The 19,562-nt window shown below is 54.9% G+C and carries 16 protein-coding genes and 2 riboswitches; of the genes, 5 read left to right on the top strand and 11 right to left on the bottom strand.

Going from position 1 to position 19,562, the window contains the following annotated elements; genetic code table 11:
• Window positions 1-22: 22 nt before the first annotated feature.
• Together NF683_RS04625 and hemP are read right to left on the bottom strand one after the other, a co-directional pair.
• Window positions 23-1,996, bottom strand: coding sequence for a TonB-dependent receptor domain-containing protein (locus tag NF683_RS04625; protein ID WP_253921390.1), 1,974 nt, complete (start codon window positions 1,994-1,996; stop codon window positions 23-25).
• 110 nt (window positions 1,997-2,106) lie between these two features.
• On the bottom strand, window positions 2,107-2,274 hold the full coding sequence (gene hemP / locus NF683_RS04620; RefSeq protein WP_253921389.1) for a hemin uptake protein HemP: 168 nt from the start codon (window positions 2,272-2,274) through the stop codon (window positions 2,107-2,109).
• Between the two features lie 256 nt (window positions 2,275-2,530).
• Between hemP and NF683_RS04615 the strand changes: the two genes are divergently transcribed.
• Window positions 2,531-4,663, top strand: coding sequence for a PhoX family protein (locus NF683_RS04615; RefSeq protein ID WP_253921388.1), 2,133 nt, complete (start codon window positions 2,531-2,533; stop codon window positions 4,661-4,663).
• 119 nt (window positions 4,664-4,782) lie between these two features.
• Here NF683_RS04615 and NF683_RS04610 read toward each other — a convergent pair whose 3' ends face one another.
• Entirely contained in the window at window positions 4,783-5,103 is a 321-nt protein-coding gene (locus NF683_RS04610; RefSeq protein ID WP_193059556.1) for a hypothetical protein, read from the bottom strand.
• A gap of 185 nt (window positions 5,104-5,288) precedes the next feature.
• Here NF683_RS04610 and NF683_RS04605 point away from each other — a divergent pair, with 185 nt between their 5' ends.
• Window positions 5,289-6,182 carry a LysR substrate-binding domain-containing protein gene (locus NF683_RS04605; RefSeq protein WP_253921387.1) on the top strand — a complete coding sequence of 298 codons (894 nt, stop codon included), beginning with the start codon at window positions 5,289-5,291 and terminating at the stop codon, window positions 6,180-6,182.
• A gap of 92 nt (window positions 6,183-6,274) precedes the next feature.
• Here the strand turns inward: NF683_RS04605 and NF683_RS04600 are convergent, their stop codons facing one another.
• Entirely contained in the window at window positions 6,275-6,913 is a 639-nt protein-coding gene (locus tag NF683_RS04600; protein ID WP_253921386.1) for an NAD(P)-dependent oxidoreductase, read from the bottom strand.
• Window positions 6,914-7,023: 110 nt separating this feature from the next.
• Between NF683_RS04600 and NF683_RS04595 the strand changes: the two genes are divergently transcribed.
• Window positions 7,024-7,923: a LysR family transcriptional regulator gene (locus NF683_RS04595; protein WP_253921385.1), complete on the top strand. Its 900-nt coding sequence runs from the start codon at window positions 7,024-7,026 to the stop codon at window positions 7,921-7,923.
• 27 nt (window positions 7,924-7,950) lie between these two features.
• Here NF683_RS04595 and NF683_RS04590 read toward each other — a convergent pair whose 3' ends face one another.
• Entirely contained in the window at window positions 7,951-8,604 is a 654-nt protein-coding gene (locus NF683_RS04590; RefSeq protein WP_253921384.1) for a TetR/AcrR family transcriptional regulator, read from the bottom strand.
• A gap of 101 nt (window positions 8,605-8,705) precedes the next feature.
• Here NF683_RS04590 and NF683_RS04585 point away from each other — a divergent pair, with 101 nt between their 5' ends.
• On the top strand, window positions 8,706-9,866 hold the full coding sequence (locus NF683_RS04585; RefSeq protein ID WP_089040583.1) for an efflux RND transporter periplasmic adaptor subunit: 1,161 nt from the start codon (window positions 8,706-8,708) through the stop codon (window positions 9,864-9,866).
• Entirely contained in the window at window positions 9,853-12,951 is a 3,099-nt protein-coding gene (locus NF683_RS04580; RefSeq protein ID WP_253921383.1) for an efflux RND transporter permease subunit, read from the top strand. The genes NF683_RS04585 and NF683_RS04580 overlap by 14 nt, the downstream gene beginning before the upstream one ends.
• Window positions 12,952-13,023: 72 nt before the next feature.
• Here the strand turns inward: NF683_RS04580 and NF683_RS04575 are convergent, their stop codons facing one another.
• From NF683_RS04575 to NF683_RS04550, 6 genes are all read right to left on the bottom strand, one after another.
• Window positions 13,024-13,785: a M15 family metallopeptidase gene (locus NF683_RS04575; protein WP_198361405.1), complete on the bottom strand. Its 762-nt coding sequence runs from the start codon at window positions 13,783-13,785 to the stop codon at window positions 13,024-13,026.
• Between the two features lie 46 nt (window positions 13,786-13,831).
• Window positions 13,832-15,106 (bottom strand): TRAP transporter large permease, encoded by a 1,275-nt coding sequence (locus NF683_RS04570; protein ID WP_089040585.1) that lies wholly within the window; start codon window positions 15,104-15,106, stop codon window positions 13,832-13,834.
• Window positions 15,103-15,594 carry a TRAP transporter small permease gene (locus tag NF683_RS04565; RefSeq protein ID WP_120386249.1) on the bottom strand — a complete coding sequence of 164 codons (492 nt, stop codon included), beginning with the start codon at window positions 15,592-15,594 and terminating at the stop codon, window positions 15,103-15,105. The genes NF683_RS04570 and NF683_RS04565 overlap by 4 nt, the downstream gene beginning before the upstream one ends.
• Before the next feature lie 143 nt (window positions 15,595-15,737).
• Window positions 15,738-16,784 (bottom strand): TRAP transporter substrate-binding protein DctP, encoded by a 1,047-nt coding sequence (gene dctP / locus NF683_RS04560; protein WP_253921382.1) that lies wholly within the window; start codon window positions 16,782-16,784, stop codon window positions 15,738-15,740.
• A gap of 126 nt (window positions 16,785-16,910) precedes the next feature.
• Window positions 16,911-17,837: a LysR family transcriptional regulator gene (locus tag NF683_RS04555; protein ID WP_253921381.1), complete on the bottom strand. Its 927-nt coding sequence runs from the start codon at window positions 17,835-17,837 to the stop codon at window positions 16,911-16,913.
• 67 nt (window positions 17,838-17,904) lie between these two features.
• Window positions 17,905-19,155: a D-amino acid dehydrogenase gene (locus NF683_RS04550; RefSeq protein ID WP_253921380.1), complete on the bottom strand. Its 1,251-nt coding sequence runs from the start codon at window positions 19,153-19,155 to the stop codon at window positions 17,905-17,907.
• 55 nt (window positions 19,156-19,210) lie between these two features.
• A riboswitch (glycine riboswitch) is annotated at window positions 19,211-19,318 on the bottom strand.
• Between the two features lie 23 nt (window positions 19,319-19,341).
• A riboswitch (glycine riboswitch) is annotated at window positions 19,342-19,432 on the bottom strand.
• Between the last annotated feature and the right edge of the window lie 130 nt (window positions 19,433-19,562).

The raw sequence follows: 19,562 nt of genomic DNA, 5'->3' as shown, positions 1-19,562 counted from the left end.
CTAGGCTTAACATTGCAAGGAGTTACCACTGCCAGTTGAGGGTGGCGAACAGGCTACGTCCGTCGCCCAGACTGCCATCGGGCCGATACCACACTTTGTCGCCGAGGTTGGCGAGGCGCAGCGCGGTATCAATAGCGGGGGTGATTTGCCAAGCAAGGTGGATATCGTGCAGCCCATAGCCTGGCAGGCGTTCATCGTCGCCCTGTTTGTCGAACGCCTGAGCAAAGCGGCCCTGCCAGCCGACCCGTACAGCGCCGTTATAAAGCGCAACATCACTGCCCAGCGTCATTTCCAGAGGTGTTTGGCTACCCAGAGCCTCACCGCTGTCGCGATCTTTGCCGGATACCTCTGAAAGACCTACAAAGCTAGTTAGCAGCGGGAATGCGCTAGGTTGCCAAGTAAGTCGGGCGTCATAGCCCCATAGCTGAGCACGCTGCACGTTTACGGCCTGAGTTGTGCCCGCCATGATATCGACCTGAGTGTCAATGAAGTCGTCTGCACGAGTGTCGAAGTAGCTGGCGCGCGCCTGCCAGTCGCCTTGGTGCCATACCACACCGCTTTCCCAGGTGCGGCTGGTTTCAGGCGACAGGTTCGGGTTGGGAATCCAGTAGTTATCCGGCGTGCAGAAGGTGGGCCCGGCGCAGAAACCGGCAAAGTGGCGCTCATTAGCGTAAAGCTCGGAAAGACTGGGGGCGCGGAAGGCTTCGGCGTAGCCGGAGAACAGCATCAAGGAGTCGTCGGGTCGCCAGGCAAGACGGAAGCGCGGCGACACTTGGTCGTGCACGCTGTCGGCATCGTTTTGACCGCTGGCGTCATAGCGGTCATAGCGCGCGCCAATGCCGACGTCAAGCTGCCCCGCACCGCCCTCAGCTAAATAGCGGCCCGCAGTAAGCGTGGTGTCAAGATAGGCTGACTGGGTATCGATATCAGCGTGAGGGAAACCATTCGCTTCACCGTCAGGCCGTTGGCGAGCCTGCTCCAGCTCTGCGCCAAACACCAGCGTTTGTGAAAGCCAGCCATGGTCGATGCTGTGATAGCCATCGCTCTGCAGGCCGATCCGCTCAAGGGTACGGCTAGCCTGTGGCTCGTCGATATCCTGTTGGCTAAAGGTAAGCTGTGAGGTGATTTCAGTGGCACCACTCGGTTGCCAGCGGTGGCCAAGTTGTACGTTATTACTCTCAACATCACGGTCGCGTAATGGGTTGCTAGCGCTGGTTGATAGCTGCTGCGGATTAGCGGGTTGGGTGGCGCGCTCATCATAGTGCTGCCAGCTAATAAACACCCGTTGGTCGTCGCTTGGTTCCCAGCCGCCTTTCAAAAGCAGGCTATTGAGGCTGGCATCTTCTACTGCTTCATCACCGCCCGCGCGACGAATATCGCCGGACTCGCTACGGCCCACAGAAAATAGCCCATCCACTTGCCCGTTAGCCGTGGCGCGGCGGCCAAACGCCGTCAGGCTGCCGCGTAGCTCGTCGTTCGCTGTTGCTCCGCCTAGGGAGAGACGTGCACCGCTATCTTCACCTGGGGCTAATAGATCGCTGGCCTCGACACTGGTAAAGCTAACAACGCCGCCCATGGCATTGCTACCGTACAGGCTGGAAAGCGAGCCACGGGCAATCTGCACTTCTTGAATCAGCGCTGGGTCGAGGAAGAAGTTGCCCACATGGCCAGTGGAAATATCCTGGCGAACACCGTCCAGGCGCACCAGTACACCATTTCTGCCGAAGCCACGCATACTCAGCGTTTGGCCGTTACGGCGTCCTTGGCCAGCCACATGCAGGCCAGGCTGGCGGCTCAGCACGTCTTCAACGCGGCTCGCGGTGGCAAGCGTTGCGTCTTGGCGGTCGATGATGTCGATAATCAGCGGTGCGCGGGACAGATCCGTCGGTGCTCGGGTACCTGTGACTGTGAGGGGGTCTAAGCCCGAGTCATTGGCGTTGGCAGGCAGAAGAGGGAGTAGGATAAGGCAAAAGCCTAACGTGTGAGTTGGTTTCATGGGCCAGACAGTTCCAGCAGAAAGTGATGGATAATGTTGCTGGCTGGGTGCGATGGGCTACCTGGCTGGCTAAAAGGGTTAGTAGTAGGTAAGTGATTATTTTAAAAGGCTTACGCCGTTAAGATCAGCTTGCCGCTTTTCGTGCGTCGCAGCACATAGCGTCGCTGTTCATGATGAATAACCAACTGACCGTCTTGATCAAGCAGCGCCTGACTTGTCACTTCGCGAGATGCGCTAGGCGAGCCTTCTGGCGGAGCGTCTTTTTTTCTGGGCTGCATGAGAGATTGTTTCCTGTGGTAATGATAACTATTAGCATTAATTTAGCAGATTTGACTACCTCTCACAACCATCACTCCCAACCTTACCTAACCACCGTGCAGATGCTTAACCAACAGTTTTTAAAGGTGGGGAATAGCTTGCTAATGAACGTTCACCTAACAGTAGAGTTCTCGTCATTACCCTGTCATTTAAATTGATTAGTGTCCTCTTAACATAAAACTAGCGCGTGTTAACCGTGACGAGAGGACCGTTGTTATGAGCAAGGAAATTGAAGACCATCGCCTGTTAAATCAGAGCAGCAACCAGCCGTTTGCGGATGTGTTAGCGCAGCATGTTTCGCGACGCGCGGTAATGCGGGGCGGCTTAGGTTTGGCCGCTGCTTCAATGCTTGGCTTTGGCGGTGCCGCCCAAGCACTGGCTTCAAACGGGGCGCAAAAAACGCCGTTGACGCTGGCGTTTGAGGCGGTTCAAGGATCGCTAACGGATGCTGTCGTAGTGCCTGAAGGCTATGTTGCCCAAGTGCTGGTGCCGTGGGGCACGCCGTTGAACACTGGTGACAGCTGGCAGTCCGACCAGTCAATGACTGCCGAGCGCCAAGCCGCTAGCGTGGGTATGAACCACGATGGAATGGCTGGTTTTGCTCTGGATGCCGATAACGCCTCACGGCGCTTTGTGCTGGTGCTCAACAACGAATATATCGATCAAGCAGCGCTGTGGGCACCTCAAGGTGGCCCCACTGATGCTGAAGGCAAGCGCCCCGCCGAAGAGTCGCGTACTGAAATCAACGCTCACGGTGTCACTATTGTGGAAGTTGAGAAAGACGCTAACGGACACTGGTCGCATGTGCCCGGCTCCCGCTATAACCGCCGTCTTACCAGCGCGACGGTGATGGAAATGGCTGGCCCAGTGGCAGGCAGTGACTATGTGAAAACGCGTTTCTCCCCAGCGGGTACGCAAACCCGTGGCACCAATAACAACTGTGGTAATGGGTTAACGCCCTGGGGTACTTATATCGCTTGCGAAGAGAACTGGCCCAATGTGTTCATTAATCACGGCCAACTCTTCCAGGACGACGCGCGGATTGGTATTCCTACCGATAAAAGCCGCTATGGTTGGGATACCTCTGCGGGTGATGCCTCTGAAGAAAACGATGAGTTTGCGCGTTTCAATATCACGCCACGGGGCGAGCGTGCTGAAGATGATTACCGCAACGAAGCGCGCACCTTTGGCTACCAAGTTGAAGTCGATCCCTATAGTGATGCTCACGCGGTAAAACGCACGGCACTTGGTCGTTTCCGTCATGAAGGGTGCTGGCTAGGTAAGCTGGAAGCAGGGCAACCCGTGGTGTACTACTCTGGCCACGATTCCCGCAACGAGTACGTCTATAAGTATGTTTCTGACGCTGCCTGGGATCCCGCCGATGCCAATCGTCCGGGTGAAGCGTATGACCGCCTCGCTATTGGTAGTAAATATCTGGATAACGGCACCCTCTATGTGGCTCGCTTCAACGCTGATGGCAGCGGTGAGTGGTTGCCGCTAACACCTAGCGCGCTAACACGCGACGGCCGTTCGTTGGCAACGGCTTTGGGCTTGGCAGAGGATGATTTAGCTGGGGTGATTATTAACACCTGTGATGCAGCGGATCTAATGGGAGCGACACCAATGGACCGCCCAGAGTGGGCAACCGTGGATCCTTCCTCTGGCGAGGTGTATCTAACGCTGACCAATAATTCGAAGCGTAGCGAAGAAGCCGCAGCGGCTACTTTCACCAATCAAGGCGATGACATTGCTCAGCTAGGGGTAGGCTATGAGACAGCCCCGGCCAACGCTGTTAATCCACGCGCTAATAACGAAGCCGGTCACATAATCCGCTGGCGTGAAAGCCGTCTGCCGAATGCCTTCCGTTGGGAAGTGTTTGTGTTTGGTGCCGCCACTAATGATGAAGGCAATCATTCCGGCCTGACTGAAATGAACCAGTTTGCCAGCCCCGATGGTCTGTGGTTTGACCAGCGTGATGATGGTCAGGGCATTCTCTGGATACAGACCGATAATGGTTACGAAGGCATTACCGAGTACACCAACGACCAGCTATTAGCCGTGGTGCCTAACAGCCTGGACGAGATTCAGGGTACCGGCCCGGTGATTAACAACAGCAACCAGCAGCAACTGAAACGCTTCGCCGTAGGGCCGAACGGTTGTGAAGTGACCGGCATTTTTGCGACGCCGGACAAAACGGCGCTGTTTATTAATATTCAGCACCCCGGCAACTGGCCCGCGGATGGTAGTGCACTGACCCAAGATGCCACCGCTGAGGCCAGCGGTCAGGTACGCCCTCGGGCATCTACCGTTGTTATTCAGAAGCGCGATGGTGGGCCGATAGGGGTGTGAAAATAGCTGTTGAGCCCTAGTCACAATTTTGGGTGCTTAAAACGCTATTGAGAGCTTCCATTAAAAGCTTCGAACCTGTGAAAGGTTCGGAGCTTTTTTTGATCCTGAGCCTTTTGGGCTTACTGCTTTTTCTGCCGGGCTTCTAACGCGTGGATGGCGTCGATCTTCAATGGGAGCTTGTTGGCCCAGAGAATATCTTCGCGGCAATGGCCAATATCTAGCAGCACCTGATCATCGTAGGCCAATAGCGGCAGTATATGGCGGCGGAAAAGACAGCGCCGCCGGAAACGCCACCAGCCCATATCTAGCGCGCGAATTAGCCTCATTGACGGCATGGCAGGCATGTAAAAATCTACTTGTGGTGGCTTTGGGGGCGGCGCTAATTGGCTGGCTTTTACCCATGCATTTTGGGCATGTTGGGCTGAACATTCACACTTCATCGCGCACCTCTTTTTTCACAACGACTGTGCAGGCAGCGGTGTCTGGGCACCGACTGGACAGGTATGGTTTGGGGTCAATAAGTGAGAGGGTCGCGACCTCTTGAGAACAGCTTGGTGCTTCGTCTTGGATCAATCAAACGAAAAGATCTACACTGATCGTTAAGTTTTTCTGAAAGGTGGGCGTGATGAATCAACTATCGACCATAGCTCCCAGCCGAGCTGCCTTGCCGTTACTGGATAGCGAGGTGCTACGCACCTTTGTGACGATTGCGGAGAGTGGCAGCTTCACCCGCGCCGCCCAGCAGCTATTTCGCACCCCATCTGCACTGAGCATGCAGATCAAACGGCTAGAAGAAACGCTTGGCCAAACGCTATTTGTGCGTGAGGCGCGCTATGTGCGCCTGACTACCGAGGGGGAAGTTCTCCTGGGCTATGGTCGACGGCTGCTTAAGCTCAATGCGGAAGCCGTTACTCAGTTTTTAGCTCCCACCATTGAAGGGCGCGTCGGGCTGGGTATAACTGACGACGTCGTTGGGCGTATTTTACCCAATGTGCTTGCTCAGTTTGCTCGCTCGCATCCGGCCGTGCAGGTCGATGTCGTCGTTGGACGCAGCAAAGACCTGCTCGCTAGGCTGGATGAGGGAGAACTCGACTTGGCGCTGGTGATGGGCGGAGAGCCTGGTCAGGCGGCGCGCGGTGATGTGGTGCATAGCGAACCGTTAGTGTGGACGGGCCGTGAGGATGGCGTTGCCGTGGAACGAACACCACTGCCGGTGACCTTGGCTCAACAGGGATGTGCGTGGCGGAGGATCGCGCTAAACGCCCTTGACCATGCTGGGGTTAATTACCGGATCGCTTACTCCTGTGACCATTGTGCTGGCCAGGAAGCGGCTATGCTGGCTGATCTGGCTGTGACGGCTTTTCCGAAAAGTTTGATTCGCCCACCGCTCAAACGGCTAAACAACGATGCTCTACCGCCGTTGGGAGATTATCAGGTATTTCTTGTCAAGCGTGCGGGCAGTAGTGATGCCAGTGAGGTATTGGCTGAACGAGTGGTAGAGGTACTACGGGAGGGGTGAGTTCATAAGGAAGTTCGTTACATATCTTTGACCGGTGTAGCCCTGACAGTCGACCCGACACTGTGTCGGGTCGAGAAAGAGTTCCTAGCTGCTCAATACGCGACGCAGAAGCGCTGATTCGTATGTTGTGGATTTTCCAACTCATCGATCATGGCGATGGCGTAATCCTGCACTGAAATACGGCTGTTGCCTTCGCTATCAGTCAGTAGCGTATCGCCGCCAAGCCGGAAGTTGCCCGAGCGCTCGCCGGGGAAAATTTCCGCGGCAGGCGAGAGAAACGTCCACGCTTGGGCCGTTTGTGCGCGTAAGGTTTCAAGAGCTGTTTGCGCCCCTTCAGCAGTAGCACGATACTCGGCGGGGAACTCCGGCGTATCCAATAGCCGTTTTCCCGGTGCTATTTCTAGCGTGGCCGCGCCACCCACTATCAGTAATTGAGGCACTGAGGCTTGTTGCGTGGCCGCCAAAATCGAATTAAAGCCTTTGATGTAATAACCGTAAACGTCATCCTGTGCATGGCCGCTGAATGCACTGATCACGGCGTCGACACCGCGTAGTTGTTCGGCTAATGCATCGGTATTTAATACATCGCTTTTAATGATAATGAGATTTTCCTGCGGCGCTACCCGTTCAGGGCGTGTGACTAGTGCCGTCACATGATGGCCGCGGGACAGTGCTTCTGTTAATAGGGCGGTGCCAATAAACCCGCTGGCGCCAATCAATGCAATTTTCATGGTCAAGCTCCTTATGTGGATGATGTGTGCATTGTCGGGCGCTTTATTGATTTTAAAAATAGCGGTTAGAATAATTTACTGTTATCAATTTCATAACAATAGAGTGCTATATGACCATCGCCAACGAGTTCGATTTAAACGCTTTACCGATTTTTATCGCCCTGGTTGAAGCTGGCAGCTTTACTAAGGCGGCTGAGCGACTAGGCTGCACAAAAACTCGGGTAAGCCTGCAAATCCGGCAGTTGGAGACCCGCCTTGGTGCGACGCTGTTTCATCGCACAACGCGGCGGGTGCAACTTACCCAAGCTGGGGAAGCGCTCTACCATCAATGCCATCCTCTATTAGCAAATTTACAGGGCGCGCTTGAGAGCACCGTGAGTGATACTCAGCAGCTACATGGTGAACTGCGTATAACGGCTCCAGAAGATTACTCCTCCGGGGTGCTGAGCGAAGTGGTGGTAGTATTCAGCCGTTTGCACCCAGCGTTGCATATCGAACTGCGTAGCGGCGACCAAGTCAGCGATATGTTGCAAGAGGGAATCGATTTAGCGTTTCGTTTAGGCTGGTTAAAAGATTCCACTCTGCGTGCCCGTCGGTTAGGCACATTTCAACAGTATGTAGTGGCTGCTCCCAGCTACCTAAAACGCCACGGCGTGCCAGCGCACCCGAAAGCCCTGGAAGCACACGACTGGATTGCCTTCACGCCATTAAAAGCGCCTTTAACGTGGGCGTTTAAGCAACAAGAAACCTTGGTCAATGTGCAAATGAACGCAAGGTTAGCAGCCAATTCAACGGTGAGTTTAGTGGCTTTGACCGCTGCCGGAGGCGGGTTTTCAGTGCTGCCCGATATTACCGCTGAGCCGGAAATAGCGGCCGGACGCTTGGCTCGCGTTTTGGCCGAATGGTCTCTGTCCGAAGGGGGCGTTTATGCGGTTTACCCGCCTGGACGGCATGTGCCCGCCAAAGTACGTGCGTTTATGACATTTTTTGAATCGCAAATGCAGTACTAAAAGCGGCAACCGCGATTGCCGTTCTCATTATGCTTGTTTCTCATACGCCGCCAAAAACACATCCACTGCGTTACTGACCTGACGGTGAATCTCTTCATCGCTGGGGAGCTGACGAACCCCCATACGCACCTCCATAACCAACATGCCTTGCCACATGCTACAGAGTTGGTCGGCGGCTAGTGTGGGTGCGTTAAGGGTTAAATGCCCGGCGCGAGCTAGCCCCTCAAGCTTTTCCTGCAGCCACTTTTTAGTGGCCCAGGGGCCTGATTCGAAAAAGGCCAGTAGCAGTTCGGGGTGCTGACTTCCCTGTGTACTCATAACGCGCTCAACGGCTAACACGTGGGGCTCCAACAAAAAGCGCACGAGGCTTGTGCCGACTTCAATCAGCGATTGACGCACGGCTTCGTGAGTGTCGGGAAGCTGTTCTAGCCCATGACGAAGGAGGGCGGTTTCACGCTGAATGACGCTGCCAAATAGCGCTTCTTTGTTTGCAAAATGGCCGTATACGGTCACTTTGGAAACACCCGCTTCACGGGCAACGGCTTCCATGGTCACCCCTTCGAGTCCAAAGCGAAAAAATAGGCAGGTCGCCGCGTTTAACATCGCGTCGCGTTTAGCCATATCTTTGGGGCGGCCGACGCTGCGTTTTTTGTCAGGCGGTAAAGGTTGCGAGTCCGTCATTGCGTAAAATCCGTGCCTATCGAATAAATAAATATTGAACGCTGGCGTACACATATTATAGTGAACCGTATCGTTCAAGAATAAACCATTTCGAGGCCATTATGGACACTTCCTTCAATACTTCCTGGCGCCACCGGAGTCGTGGCACGTTGGCGGCCTTAATTATGATGAGTATCACGGCAGTTGCGGTGGTTGCGCTGACTAGCCAGCACAGTCGTGCCCAGTTGGCTAACCAGCAAGAAACTGATAACGCTTTGTTGCAAGTGGTGACGCAGTCTCTTGCCCACTCCGAACAGCTGGAGCGGGACGTGCGCTTAACGGGGCGAGTGGTTGCACGTCAGTCAGTGTCGCTTGCCTTTGAACCCGCTGGCCGTGTTAGCGAAGTGTTGGCTGATAGGGGGAGTGCAGTTGAGCAGGGCGATGTGCTGGCGATACTGGATACCCGTCGTCTTGAAAGCCGTTTGGCAGAAGTGGCCGCACGCAGTGAGGAAGCCCGCGCCGGTCTGGCTTTTGCTCAGCGCCAAGAAGAGCGTGAAGCGCAGCTTAATCAAAGTAACTTCGCCAGCCGTACGACGTTGGACCAAGCGCGCACGGATCGGTTAACGCTTCAAGCCCGTCTTGCGGCACTGGCGGCTGAACGAGACAGCCTTACTGCTGATCTTGAGGACAGCACGTTAAAAGCGCCCTTCGCCGGACGCGTCATTGAGCGTCATGTCAGCGTTGGTAGTTTAGTGACTAGCGGTACCGCCGCGTTTGAGCTGATCGATGTTGAGCAACTTGAAGCGCATCTAGGATTGCCTGCTCGGTTAGCGTCGACGTTTACACCAGGCGAGACGGTAACACTCAACGTTAATCACCATGCTATCGGCGGTAAGGTGCGTGCTCGGCTACCCCATATTGACAGCGACAGCCGCACGCAGACGCTGGTTGTCTCGCTTGACGCCTCAAACAGCGCGGTGCCTGGTGATCTCGTTGAACTTGGCTACGCAGTGGTAGAGCCTGCCAGTGGCTATTGGGTGCCGCTAGATGCCTTACGTGCTGCCGAGCGAGGATTGTGGAACGTACTGGTGGCAGAGCCGCTGGAAGAGGGGCATTTTCGTGTGGCACGGGCGAGCGTGGAGTTGCTACACACTGAAGGCGATCAAGCCTTTGTGCGCGGAACCCTTGAGCCAGGAATAAGGTTAATTACCAGCGGCATTCACCGCATCACCCCTGGGCAGCAGGTCACCCTCAGCGAGGATATGGCTTATGCAGCGCATTGAGTGGTTATTTAACCGCCGTTTAGTGGCACTAACCTTGGGGTTGCTGGTTGTGGCTGGGCTATCGGCTATTCAAACGCTGCCTCGGGCAGAAGACCCTCATCTGATTGCGCGTATGGCTACCGTGCTTGCGCCGTTTCCTGGTGCTACGCCTGAGCAGGTTGAAGCGCTGGTAGCGCGGCCTATTGAAAACGAGTTGCGCACTATTTCAGAAATCCAAGTGCTTGAATCTACGTCGCGCCAGGGCATCGCTGTTATCAGTCTTGAATTAGAAGACGCGGTTATTGATGTCGCCCCCGTGTGGAGCCGAGTACGAGATAAGTTAGGCGATATCGCGCCAACCTTGCCAACCGGTGTGCAAACACCAGAGCTGCTGGATGACCGTGGTTACGCCTTTAGCATGGTGGCCGCCCTGCGCTGGACACTGGATTCTTCGCCCAACCCGCAGTTGATGGAGCGTTATGCTGAACGCCTAGAAGACCAGTTTAGGCGTGTTGCAGGCACGGAATACACCCATCTGTTTGGTGTCGCAGGGGAGCAGGTCGAGGTCATGGTCGACCCCTTAGAGCTAAATGCGTTGGGGCTTTCTGTAGGCCAGTTGGCCGCCGCCATTGAAGCAAGTGATGGCCGCCGCACGGCAGGCGAAGTGGTTACTCAAGGTCATCGGCTAACGGTCGGGCTGAGCGGTGAATTTGATACGTTGGACAGGTTGCGCGATGTCGACGTGGCTATCCGGCAGGGCCAAACGGTTAGGCTAGGTGAGATTGCCGAGCTGCGCCGCGGCGTGCAGGACCCGCCCGCCGCCATGGCGCTGCTTAACGGCGAACGAGCCGTGTTTGTGGGTGCCCGTATGGCTCCCGGCCAGCGTATTGATGTTTGGGTTGAACGGGCTCAGCAACAACTCATGGCGTTTGCTGACGAGCTGCCCGTGGGCCTTGATGTTGACGTGGTGTTTGAACAAGCAAGTTACACCAATCAGCGCTTAAGCGATGTCGCTAGCAGCTTGCTGATAGGGTTAGTGCTGGTAGTGGCTATTCTGTTTTTAAGCATGGGCTGGCGCTCGGCGATCACGGTGGGACTAGCGATTCCCGCCACGGCGCTGCTCACGTTGGCGTTTTTCAAGCCACTGGGTATTGATATCCACCAAATGAGCATTACCGGCATTATTGTGGCGCTGGGGTTAATGGTGGATAACGCCATTGTCATGACCAACGCCCTTCGTGAGCGTTTCTTGCAAGGGGACTCAGTGATTGCCGCGACCCGAGATGCCTTGCGCCATTTAGCCGTGCCGTTACTGGCCAGCACCCTGACGACCATTCTGGCGTTTATGCCAATTGTGCTAATGCCGGGGCCCGCCGGAGAGTTCGTAGGACCGCTAGCCCTGGCCGTTATTGTAGCGCTGGTGAGTTCTTACTTGGTATCGCTGCTGTTAGTGCCAGCGCTCTCTCCGATGCTGCTGGCCAGCGTGGCGAAGAAACCGTCAGGCTCACAAGATAACGTGATTAAGCGTGGTTTTCGGGGGGCCGTACGTAGCTCGCTGCGTCATCCGGTGGCTGCCATGATCATTACCTTATGCGTGCCTGTGAGTGGTATCGCGCTAATGCCAACGTTAGACGTCGCGTTTTTTCCACCGGCAGACCGTGACCAATTCCACATTGAAGTACGCTTGCCACCGGCTAGCAGCATCGCCAATACCGCTGCGTTGGCCGATGAAGCCGTAACCCTTATCCGAGAGCTGCCGGGCATCAAGCGGGTGTCGGCATTTATCGGCGAAAGCGCCCCCATGATGTACTACAACGTATTGACCAATGAGGATAACAACCCGGCGTTTTTACACTTGATTGTTGATGCCGAGTCGTTAGCGGTGACTAACCAGCGGGTGCCAATGCTGCAGCAAGTGCTTGATCAACACTTTCCGCAGGCGCAAAGCGTGGTGCGTAAGTATGAGCAGGGGCCTCCGTTTAAAGCACCGATTGAGCTACGAGTCTATGGCGATGACTTGGACATACTGTCATCGCTGGGACTTGAACTAGCGCATCTAATGCATCAGTTGCCTCAGGTAACCCATGTGCGCGCAGGCATGCAGCGCGACCTGCCCAGGCTAACGCTGGATATCGACCAAACGGCGCTCCACGATGCAGGCCTTACGCCACAACGCCTAGCGGAACAGGTGGGTGCTGCACTGTCGGGCCAGTCTGCAGGCATGCTGTTGGAAGATACTCAGCAGCTTCCCGTCCGAGTGCGTTATGTTGGTGAATGGCGCACCGATGCTGAACAGCTTGCTGCGCTGCGCTTAGTCAGTGATGGCGTCGCAGAGGGGTTGCCGCTAGCGGCAGTGGCGGAGGTATCGCTAACGCCAGCCTGGAGTGTGATTACTCGCCGTAATGCGGAACGGGTGCAGTTAGTGCAAGGCTACTTGGTAGCCGATGCGTTGCCGGCAGTTTCCATGGCACAGCTAGAGGACGCGTTGCAGAACGCGCTCAATGCAGGAGAAATTCACCTCCCTTCTGGCTATCGCATTGAAACCGGTGGTGAGGCCGCCGAACGTAGCGAAGCCGTGGGTAACCTGCTGGCCTCGGTGATACTGTTGGTGATTGCCATGGTGGCAACGGTCGTGCTGGCGTTTAATTCCTTTCGCCGCGCTGCCATTGTGTTTATTGCCGGTGCCCAGGCGATGGGCATGGGCATTGTAGCGCTGCTGCTCAGTGGTCATGCATTCGGTTTTGTCATTATTGTCGGCATTATGGGGCTGGTGGGTGTGGCGATTAATGCCACTATTATCATCATTGCTGCGTTTGACGACGATGAAGCGGCACGCCAAGGCGATATCGATGCCATGTTAGCGGTCATTAGCGGCCCCACCAGTCGGCATATTATCTCAACGACGATCACCACTTTCGCAGGATTAATTCCATTGATGATGGCGGCAGGTGGATTGTGGCCACCTTTCGCGCAAACCGTCGGATTTGGGCTACTTTTGGCAACGCTGGTGTCGTTTTTCTTTACCCCAGCGCTTTATCGGCTTTGGGTGGCAAGAGCAAGCTCGTCTACCGATAGCAAGCATGCGGTAGCGGGAAACGCAATCTGAGCATCCTTGATAAGGTGGTGTGAGTTCTAGGCGACGATGCCCTTTACCTGGAGTGGCATCGTGCCTAGTCAACTACAGCTGTCGGCGCCAGCGATTCTCAATGGTGTCCAACTCTGCCGGGCCGTAATGCGCCTGCTGATGTGACCCGTAGTAGGCCCATAATTGATCGCCGTAATCGAAGTGCCACCACTCGCTAGGCAGGTTAGTGAAGCCTTGCTGTTGCATGGTGTGATACAGCAGGCGGCGATGATCTCGGGCGTTAACTTGCTGCGGCGTTAGCGTTTCCAGGTGCTCGAAATAGTCGCTATGAGAGGCGGGGATCGCTTCATCAAACAGTGTCCCCATATCCAGCGGCAGGCCATCGGCATCACATAGCGTGACATCGACGGCGCCGCCGGTGAGATGTGGGCTGGGTGCTAATGGGTCGCGGCTGGGGACCGAGACAAATTCCCGTGTGCGCTCCAGTAGCTCCGCTTCACTGAGGTCGGGCTGATGATGTTGGATAGCTTCGTGCAGGGTATCAAATAAGTACTGCTGTACCCGCCATGGACGCCAGCCGTCGAGCACGATTAGACCGATCCCTTCGGGCAAGCTGCGCGCTGCGGCGAGTAGCGCCCGATAAACGCTTTCCCGAACGAAACACTCCGGTACCGCGCCGGGAATGCCCAGCCGAGCATAGGCGGGGAATACGCTAATCGGTGCCGGGGCGAGGCTCATTGGCACCAAGCGCTCACCGTTATCTTCAATAGATGTTCGGCGCAGCTGTTCCCAGTTTGGCGCTAGGTGGCTGGGTAGAGGCGGCAAGGCCTTCAATAGTGTGTTCAAAGACATCATGTTGTCCAAGCAGAGTGTTATCAAAACAGGTTCTTAAAACAGGCTCTTAAAACTGAGCAGGCAGCCACAGCGTCAGTGATGGAAACAGGATGAGTAGAATAAGCACCGCAATCGCTGTCAGTACAAAGGGCCAAATGGTTCTGAACAGCGACACTATCTCAAGTCGACTGACCGCGGCGGCGACAAACACGCAGGCACCTAGCGGCGGGGTGATTAACGCAATGGTAATGTTAAGCGTGATGATGACACCCAGATGAATGGGGTCGATACCCGCCATCATCGCCACTGGCGCAAAGATAGGCGTCAGTAGCATCAACGCTGACACTTCCTCCATAAACATTCCCGTGACGAAGGTGATCGCGCTGAGCAGCAATAAAATAACCACGCTATTGTCTACGTAGGGCGATAGCAGCGAGACAAATTGCGCGGGCACTTGCGCATAGGAGAGTAACCAGCTAATTGTCGCTGAGGCGGCCATAATCAGAAAAATCGCCGAGGTTAAGCGTGCCGTATCGACGATAGCTTTCCAGCACTCTTTAAAACGCAATCCTCCCAACACGACCCCGCACAACGCGACATACAGCGCTGTCAATGCGCCTGACTCTGTTGGCGTCACGAAGCCCAGCACGATGCCAGCAACAATAATAAAAGGGGCAATAAGTGCCGGCAGAGCGGCTACGAAGGCTACGCCAAGTTGGCTGAGTGAGGGCAGCTGGCCACTTTTGGGTAACTGATGGCGCCAAGCATACCAAGCGTTCATGCCCATAAAGGCAACGCCCAGTAGCAACCCCGGCACAACGCCTGCCAGAAATAGATCGCCGACCGAGGTGTTGGTCAGTGAGGCGTAGAGAATCATAAAGATACTGGGTGGAATAATCGGGCCGATTAACGAACTGCCGGCGGTCAACCCAGCGGCAAAGGCTCGTGAGTAGCCCTCTTTCTCCATAGCAGGCACTAACAGCGACCCAAGTGCCGAGGTGTCCGCCACTGCTGAGCCATTAACACCCGCGAAAAATACGCTCGACACCACATTGACGTGACCCATTCCGCCCCGCAAATGCCCTACCATCAGGCGGGCGAGCCCCATCAAGCGTTCAGTTAAGCCGCTGACGTTCATCAGGTTGCCAGCGAAGATAAATAACGGAATCGCCATCAAGGAGAATACATTGATACCACCAAAGAATTGCTGGGGCAGCATGCGTGGAATCATTGAGGGGTCGACAAACAAAAAACCGACTATTGCGGTGGTAAGCAGGGCGATAAACAGAGGCAGCCCAAGCAAGACGTGGCCCAGGAAAACAACCAGCATAGTGACAATCATAGGTCGTCCTCGATGGTCTTGAGTGGCGCAGGGCCATAGAGAAGCACATGCCAAGCCAGTAGCAGAAAGCCAATAGGTAGCGAGAGCAGTGGCACCGTGCGGCTAATGCCGAGCCCAGAAGTGGTAAACATGCTGACCGATAGCGCATAGCGATAGCTAACCCATGCCCCGCCTGCTGCAATTAGCAGGGTGAGTAGCCATTGGTACACGTTTAGCAAGCGAGCAAAGGGGGCGGGCAGCCGTTTCTCTAACAGGCCAACGCGCATATGTCCTCCTTCAGACCAGACAGCGCCAGCCGCGAGCATCACGGTGGCGATGATCAAAAAACGTGAAAGCTCATCTGTCCAGATAGGCGCGCCACCAGCGATGTAGCGTGCAAACACCCCAAACAGAATGGCCGCAACATTGAGCGATAACAGTGCGCCCGCCAGAGTTAAGGTAACAGGGCGGCTGATCGCTAAAAGACGGGATCGAAGCGTATTAAACATGGCAGCCTTCCATGAAGCACAGGAACGTTAAGCACTTGAATATTAAGTGCTAGGGTCTTAAGTACTGGAGTATTAAGTACTAGGATATTAAGTACTGGAAATAGGGGGCCGGTAAGGTGCCAGCCCCCTGTTGTTAACAGCCGTTAGTCGAGCAGTTCGCTCATGCCTGCATCTTCCAATGCCATATTGATCCAGCGCTGCTCGATATCACGCTCACCGAGCCACTCAAGGTAGGCAGGCTGGCCGATTTCGCGGAAAGCGGCTAGCTCTTCTTCAGAGGGACGAATGACTTCCATGCCTTGCTCTTCCAGATAGGCGATACGCGCCTCTACCTGCTCCTCATTGTGCTCACGGGCATTGTGATTAGCTTCGGAGACGGCCTCCATAAAGGCGCTGCGAAGCTCATCATCCCAACCTGCGATCATGTCGCTGTTGCCTACCAGGAACTGGTCGGAGTACTGGATATTGGCGAGGGTCAGGTAGTCCTGCACTTCGTAAAGGCTGCCTAAGATGATATACATCGGCGGGTTCATTTGCCCGTTAGCCACCCCGGTGCGCAGTGCCATATAGGTCTCTGTCCAGGGGATGGGAGTGCCGGAGGCGCCGAAGGCCTCATAAAGAGCGACTTGGCTAGGGTCCATGGCGCGGAAGCGGAGTCCTTCGAAGTCGTCAGGATGGCTGATCGGCCTTTCGTTATTGGTGAATGCCAAAAAGCCGCCTTCTTCCACAACGGCTAGCATATCGATACCGGCACGCTCCTGCAGTGCGTTGCTGACTTCCTGCCAATACTCACCCTCATCGAAGAAAGTGTGGGCTGCAGAAAAATCGTCGAACAGAAACGGAATAGCGCTAACGAAGATTTCATCCACAAGAGGAGAAACACCCGCAAATGACGCCACATTGAGCATGGGCGTATTCATGGTTTGTTCCATGCGCTCCTCTTCTTCGCCGAGCATGCTATTCGGATAGAGCTCAAGCTGGATCTCACCGTCAGTTTTTTCGTCTACCAACGTTTTAAGATTCTCTGCAAAGACGTGGACAGCATTCTTTTCCGGGTCTGGGGCACCGTTGTAACTTAGATTAATCGTAGTCGCTGCAAGCGCGTTCCCTGCCATCAAAGCAGAGCCTACTAGGCACGCGGAAATAAGCTGTTTAGGCGCAAAGTAGTGGGGCAGTTTTGCTGGGTACATAGTCAGTCTCCTGGTTTATTGTCGTGAGCTACGGGGCGCTATGGGCGCGTTATTAGATTTATAAGGAGTGCCTACTAGAAGACTATGTATTGAGGTGTTGACTATGCAATACCTAAACTGTGGCTTTTATTGCAACAGTCGTGGTGCATCGGCGGAGAAAAAGCGCATGCCTTTGTGCAAATGATTGATGCAAGTGATTGAGGCGACTGGGAGTTCCTGTCCTTTCAGGCTAACAATTTGTGCCCGCGTACCGTTCATCACCGGGTACTGCATGGGGAGTGTGAAGATCTCACCGCGCTCAATCTCATCCGCTACAGTGAGTTCGGGCATAAACGTAACGCCGATGCCTGAGCGGACGAAATTCTTTAACACCGCAACAGAGTTTGTATGCAGGCGTGCTTCAAGATGAATACGCTCCTGGTGAGCCACCATATTAACCATTTGCCGCATACCAAAAGGATTGTCCATTAACGCCAGGGGCCACTCCTTTAAGTCATGCAGCGTTACCGGGCGGTTAAGATCACTAAGTGGGTGATTGGGGGGGACAATGACATCGAGCGGCTGGCGCGTTTCCACGTGGCAGAAAAGTTGTGGGTCTACCGGCGGTGCATAAAGTAGCGCTATATCCACCTCGCGATCGTGGAGTAACGACATCGCTTCATTGACACCCGCCATGCGGATTTCAACTTTGATACCGTCAAACGCTGACATGAAAGTGCCTAACGGTGCGGCGATCAGGTCAGCAATAAACCCTTCTCCCACGGCAATGCGAACTTCCCCTTTCGCGAGACTTTGCAGTGCCATTAGTTGGGAGAGCACCGCTTCTTCTGAAGCCCGCTGGGCATGAAAATGGTGCACCAGTAGCTGGCCCGCTGCAGTGGCACGCATCCCTCTTCCGTGCCGCTCGCATAGCTGGGTATCCAGCTCTTCTTCTAGTGCTTTTAGTTGGCGGCTAACGGCAGAGGCATCGACATTCAGGTGGGCGGCGGCACGCCTGAGCGAACCGCGCCGAATCACTTCATTGAGGTAGGTTAATGCACGCTGGTTAAGCATAAAACACGCCTATGTTGGGGTGCTCTATATCTTACCGGAAGCCTGCCCGGGCTTGTCATGGTTGGCACTAGCTAAGCGGTTGGGGGGCTGGCTCGCGGAGGATATTTTTCTCTTCCACCGTGTCCGCCAGCATTTCGGCGGTAATGGCTGACAGTGTCCAGCCTAGATGGCCGTGGCCGGTGTTATAGAAAACAGTGGGCAAACGGCCAGGCCCAACTTTGGGTAGCATATTCGGTAGCATCGGCCGCAGACCCGCCCAGGGCACGACGCGTTGGGTGCTCACGCCAGGGAAGCACTCTTCTACCCAGCGAACCAGCGGTTGAATGCGGTCGTTGCGTATATCGCGATTCGCGCCGTTAAATTCAGCGGTGCCAGCCACGCGGAAGCGGTTGAGCCCCAAGCGACTGGTCACCAACTTGGTTTCATCGTCTAGCAGGCTGACGGTTGGCGCGGCTTGCTGAGAGGCCTCGTCATCTAGCTGTACGGTTATCGAGTAACCTTTTACGGGATAGATATTAACGCGATCGCCTAATTTGGCGGCAATGGCGCGGCTACCGGTTCCCGCACAAACTACCACGCTGTCAAAACGTTGGCTCATGCTGTTGTTATCTACCGTGGCGCTTACCCAAGCCCCATTCTCGTCAGCACCAATATCGTCAATATGGTGGCCATAGTTAAGCTGCACGCCACGCTTGGCGGCTGCTTGAGCAAGGCCGTTGGTATATTTATGGATATCGCCAGTGGCGTCGCTTTCGGTATAGAAACCGCCATAGTAACTACCTGCCAGGGTTGGCTCGATGGCGCGCATTTCATCCGGCGTGACCGATCTGCGTTCAAGGCCGCCTTTCGCTAACAACTGCGACACGCGCGAGGCGTGATCAAAGCCAGCTTTGTCGCGGTAGATATGCAGAATGCCTTGCTGTTTAAGATCAAAATCAATCTGCTCGTCTTTCGCCCACTGGAATAAGTGCTCTCGGGCAGCAATCGCTAACCGAGTGGTTTCTGTGGTGTTGTCGGCATAACGGGGAATGGCGGCGATGAACTCTGCAAACCAGCTGAGTTTGTGCCAACTAGGGCGAGGGTTGACCAGGAGCGGCGCGTCGTTTTTTAGCATCCAGCGCAGGCCTTTAAGCACCGTCGGCCAGTGGTTCCACACTTCAGCATTCGAGGCCGAGAGCTGCCCGCCGTTGGCAAATGACGTTTCCATTGCCGCATAGCGGTGTTTCTCAAAAACAGTTACATCAAAGCCGCGCTTTGCCAGAGCATAAGCACTTGTAATACCAGTGATCCCACCGCCAATAATAGCAATGCGTTGCATAAGTCTCTCCAGATTGTATGAGCGTCAAGCGATACCCCTAGCAACATTGGCTAGGCGTACCCCTTCCGTCATGGAACCTGAGAGATTCACGCATCTATGGAGGCGCTTGCTCCTTCGGTGGGCTGAGTGACGCAGTCATCAGCCGCTCTTCGGAAAATGTTAGTAGTTACTGTGTTAGTAAATACCATAACGATAGCGGTCCGGTGGCCTGAGAGTTTCCGGGGTCGTTGCTCCTTCGGCGCTGGTGGCTAGCACCAGTCTCTCCCGCTATTGCTTTAATAAATAACGTTGTAACGCGTCAGTCGAAAAAGTGAAATAGGGTAAACGTCTTAAGGGGGGGACGCAAAGACGCAAAAGAGAGGAGCACGCTGCTTAATGGGCATGCTTTGCAATAGCGTGGTTTTAAC

This window comes from Halomonas sp. MS1 (assembly GCF_024182575.1).
Classification (GTDB): domain Bacteria; phylum Pseudomonadota; class Gammaproteobacteria; order Pseudomonadales; family Halomonadaceae; genus Vreelandella.
This window is presented reverse-complemented; position numbering and strand designations above follow the sequence as displayed.

Coding starts and splice junctions, on each gene's coding strand:
- NF683_RS04625 (WP_253921390.1), bottom strand. CDS start 1,996: ATGAAACCAACTCACACGTTAGGCTTTTGCCTTATCCTACTCCCTCTT.
- hemP (WP_253921389.1), bottom strand. CDS start 2,274: ATGCAGCCCAGAAAAAAAGACGCTCCGCCAGAAGGCTCGCCTAGCGCA.
- NF683_RS04615 (WP_253921388.1), top strand. CDS start 2,531: ATGAGCAAGGAAATTGAAGACCATCGCCTGTTAAATCAGAGCAGCAAC.
- NF683_RS04610 (WP_193059556.1), bottom strand. CDS start 5,103: ATGAAGTGTGAATGTTCAGCCCAACATGCCCAAAATGCATGGGTAAAA.
- NF683_RS04605 (WP_253921387.1), top strand. CDS start 5,289: ATGAATCAACTATCGACCATAGCTCCCAGCCGAGCTGCCTTGCCGTTA.
- NF683_RS04600 (WP_253921386.1), bottom strand. CDS start 6,913: ATGAAAATTGCATTGATTGGCGCCAGCGGGTTTATTGGCACCGCCCTA.
- NF683_RS04595 (WP_253921385.1), top strand. CDS start 7,024: ATGACCATCGCCAACGAGTTCGATTTAAACGCTTTACCGATTTTTATC.
- NF683_RS04590 (WP_253921384.1), bottom strand. CDS start 8,604: ATGACGGACTCGCAACCTTTACCGCCTGACAAAAAACGCAGCGTCGGC.
- NF683_RS04585 (WP_089040583.1), top strand. CDS start 8,706: ATGGACACTTCCTTCAATACTTCCTGGCGCCACCGGAGTCGTGGCACG.
- NF683_RS04580 (WP_253921383.1), top strand. CDS start 9,853: ATGCAGCGCATTGAGTGGTTATTTAACCGCCGTTTAGTGGCACTAACC.
- NF683_RS04575 (WP_198361405.1), bottom strand. CDS start 13,785: ATGATGTCTTTGAACACACTATTGAAGGCCTTGCCGCCTCTACCCAGC.
- NF683_RS04570 (WP_089040585.1), bottom strand. CDS start 15,106: ATGATTGTCACTATGCTGGTTGTTTTCCTGGGCCACGTCTTGCTTGGG.
- NF683_RS04565 (WP_120386249.1), bottom strand. CDS start 15,594: ATGTTTAATACGCTTCGATCCCGTCTTTTAGCGATCAGCCGCCCTGTT.
- dctP (WP_253921382.1), bottom strand. CDS start 16,784: ATGTACCCAGCAAAACTGCCCCACTACTTTGCGCCTAAACAGCTTATT.
- NF683_RS04555 (WP_253921381.1), bottom strand. CDS start 17,837: ATGCTTAACCAGCGTGCATTAACCTACCTCAATGAAGTGATTCGGCGC.
- NF683_RS04550 (WP_253921380.1), bottom strand. CDS start 19,155: ATGCAACGCATTGCTATTATTGGCGGTGGGATCACTGGTATTACAAGT.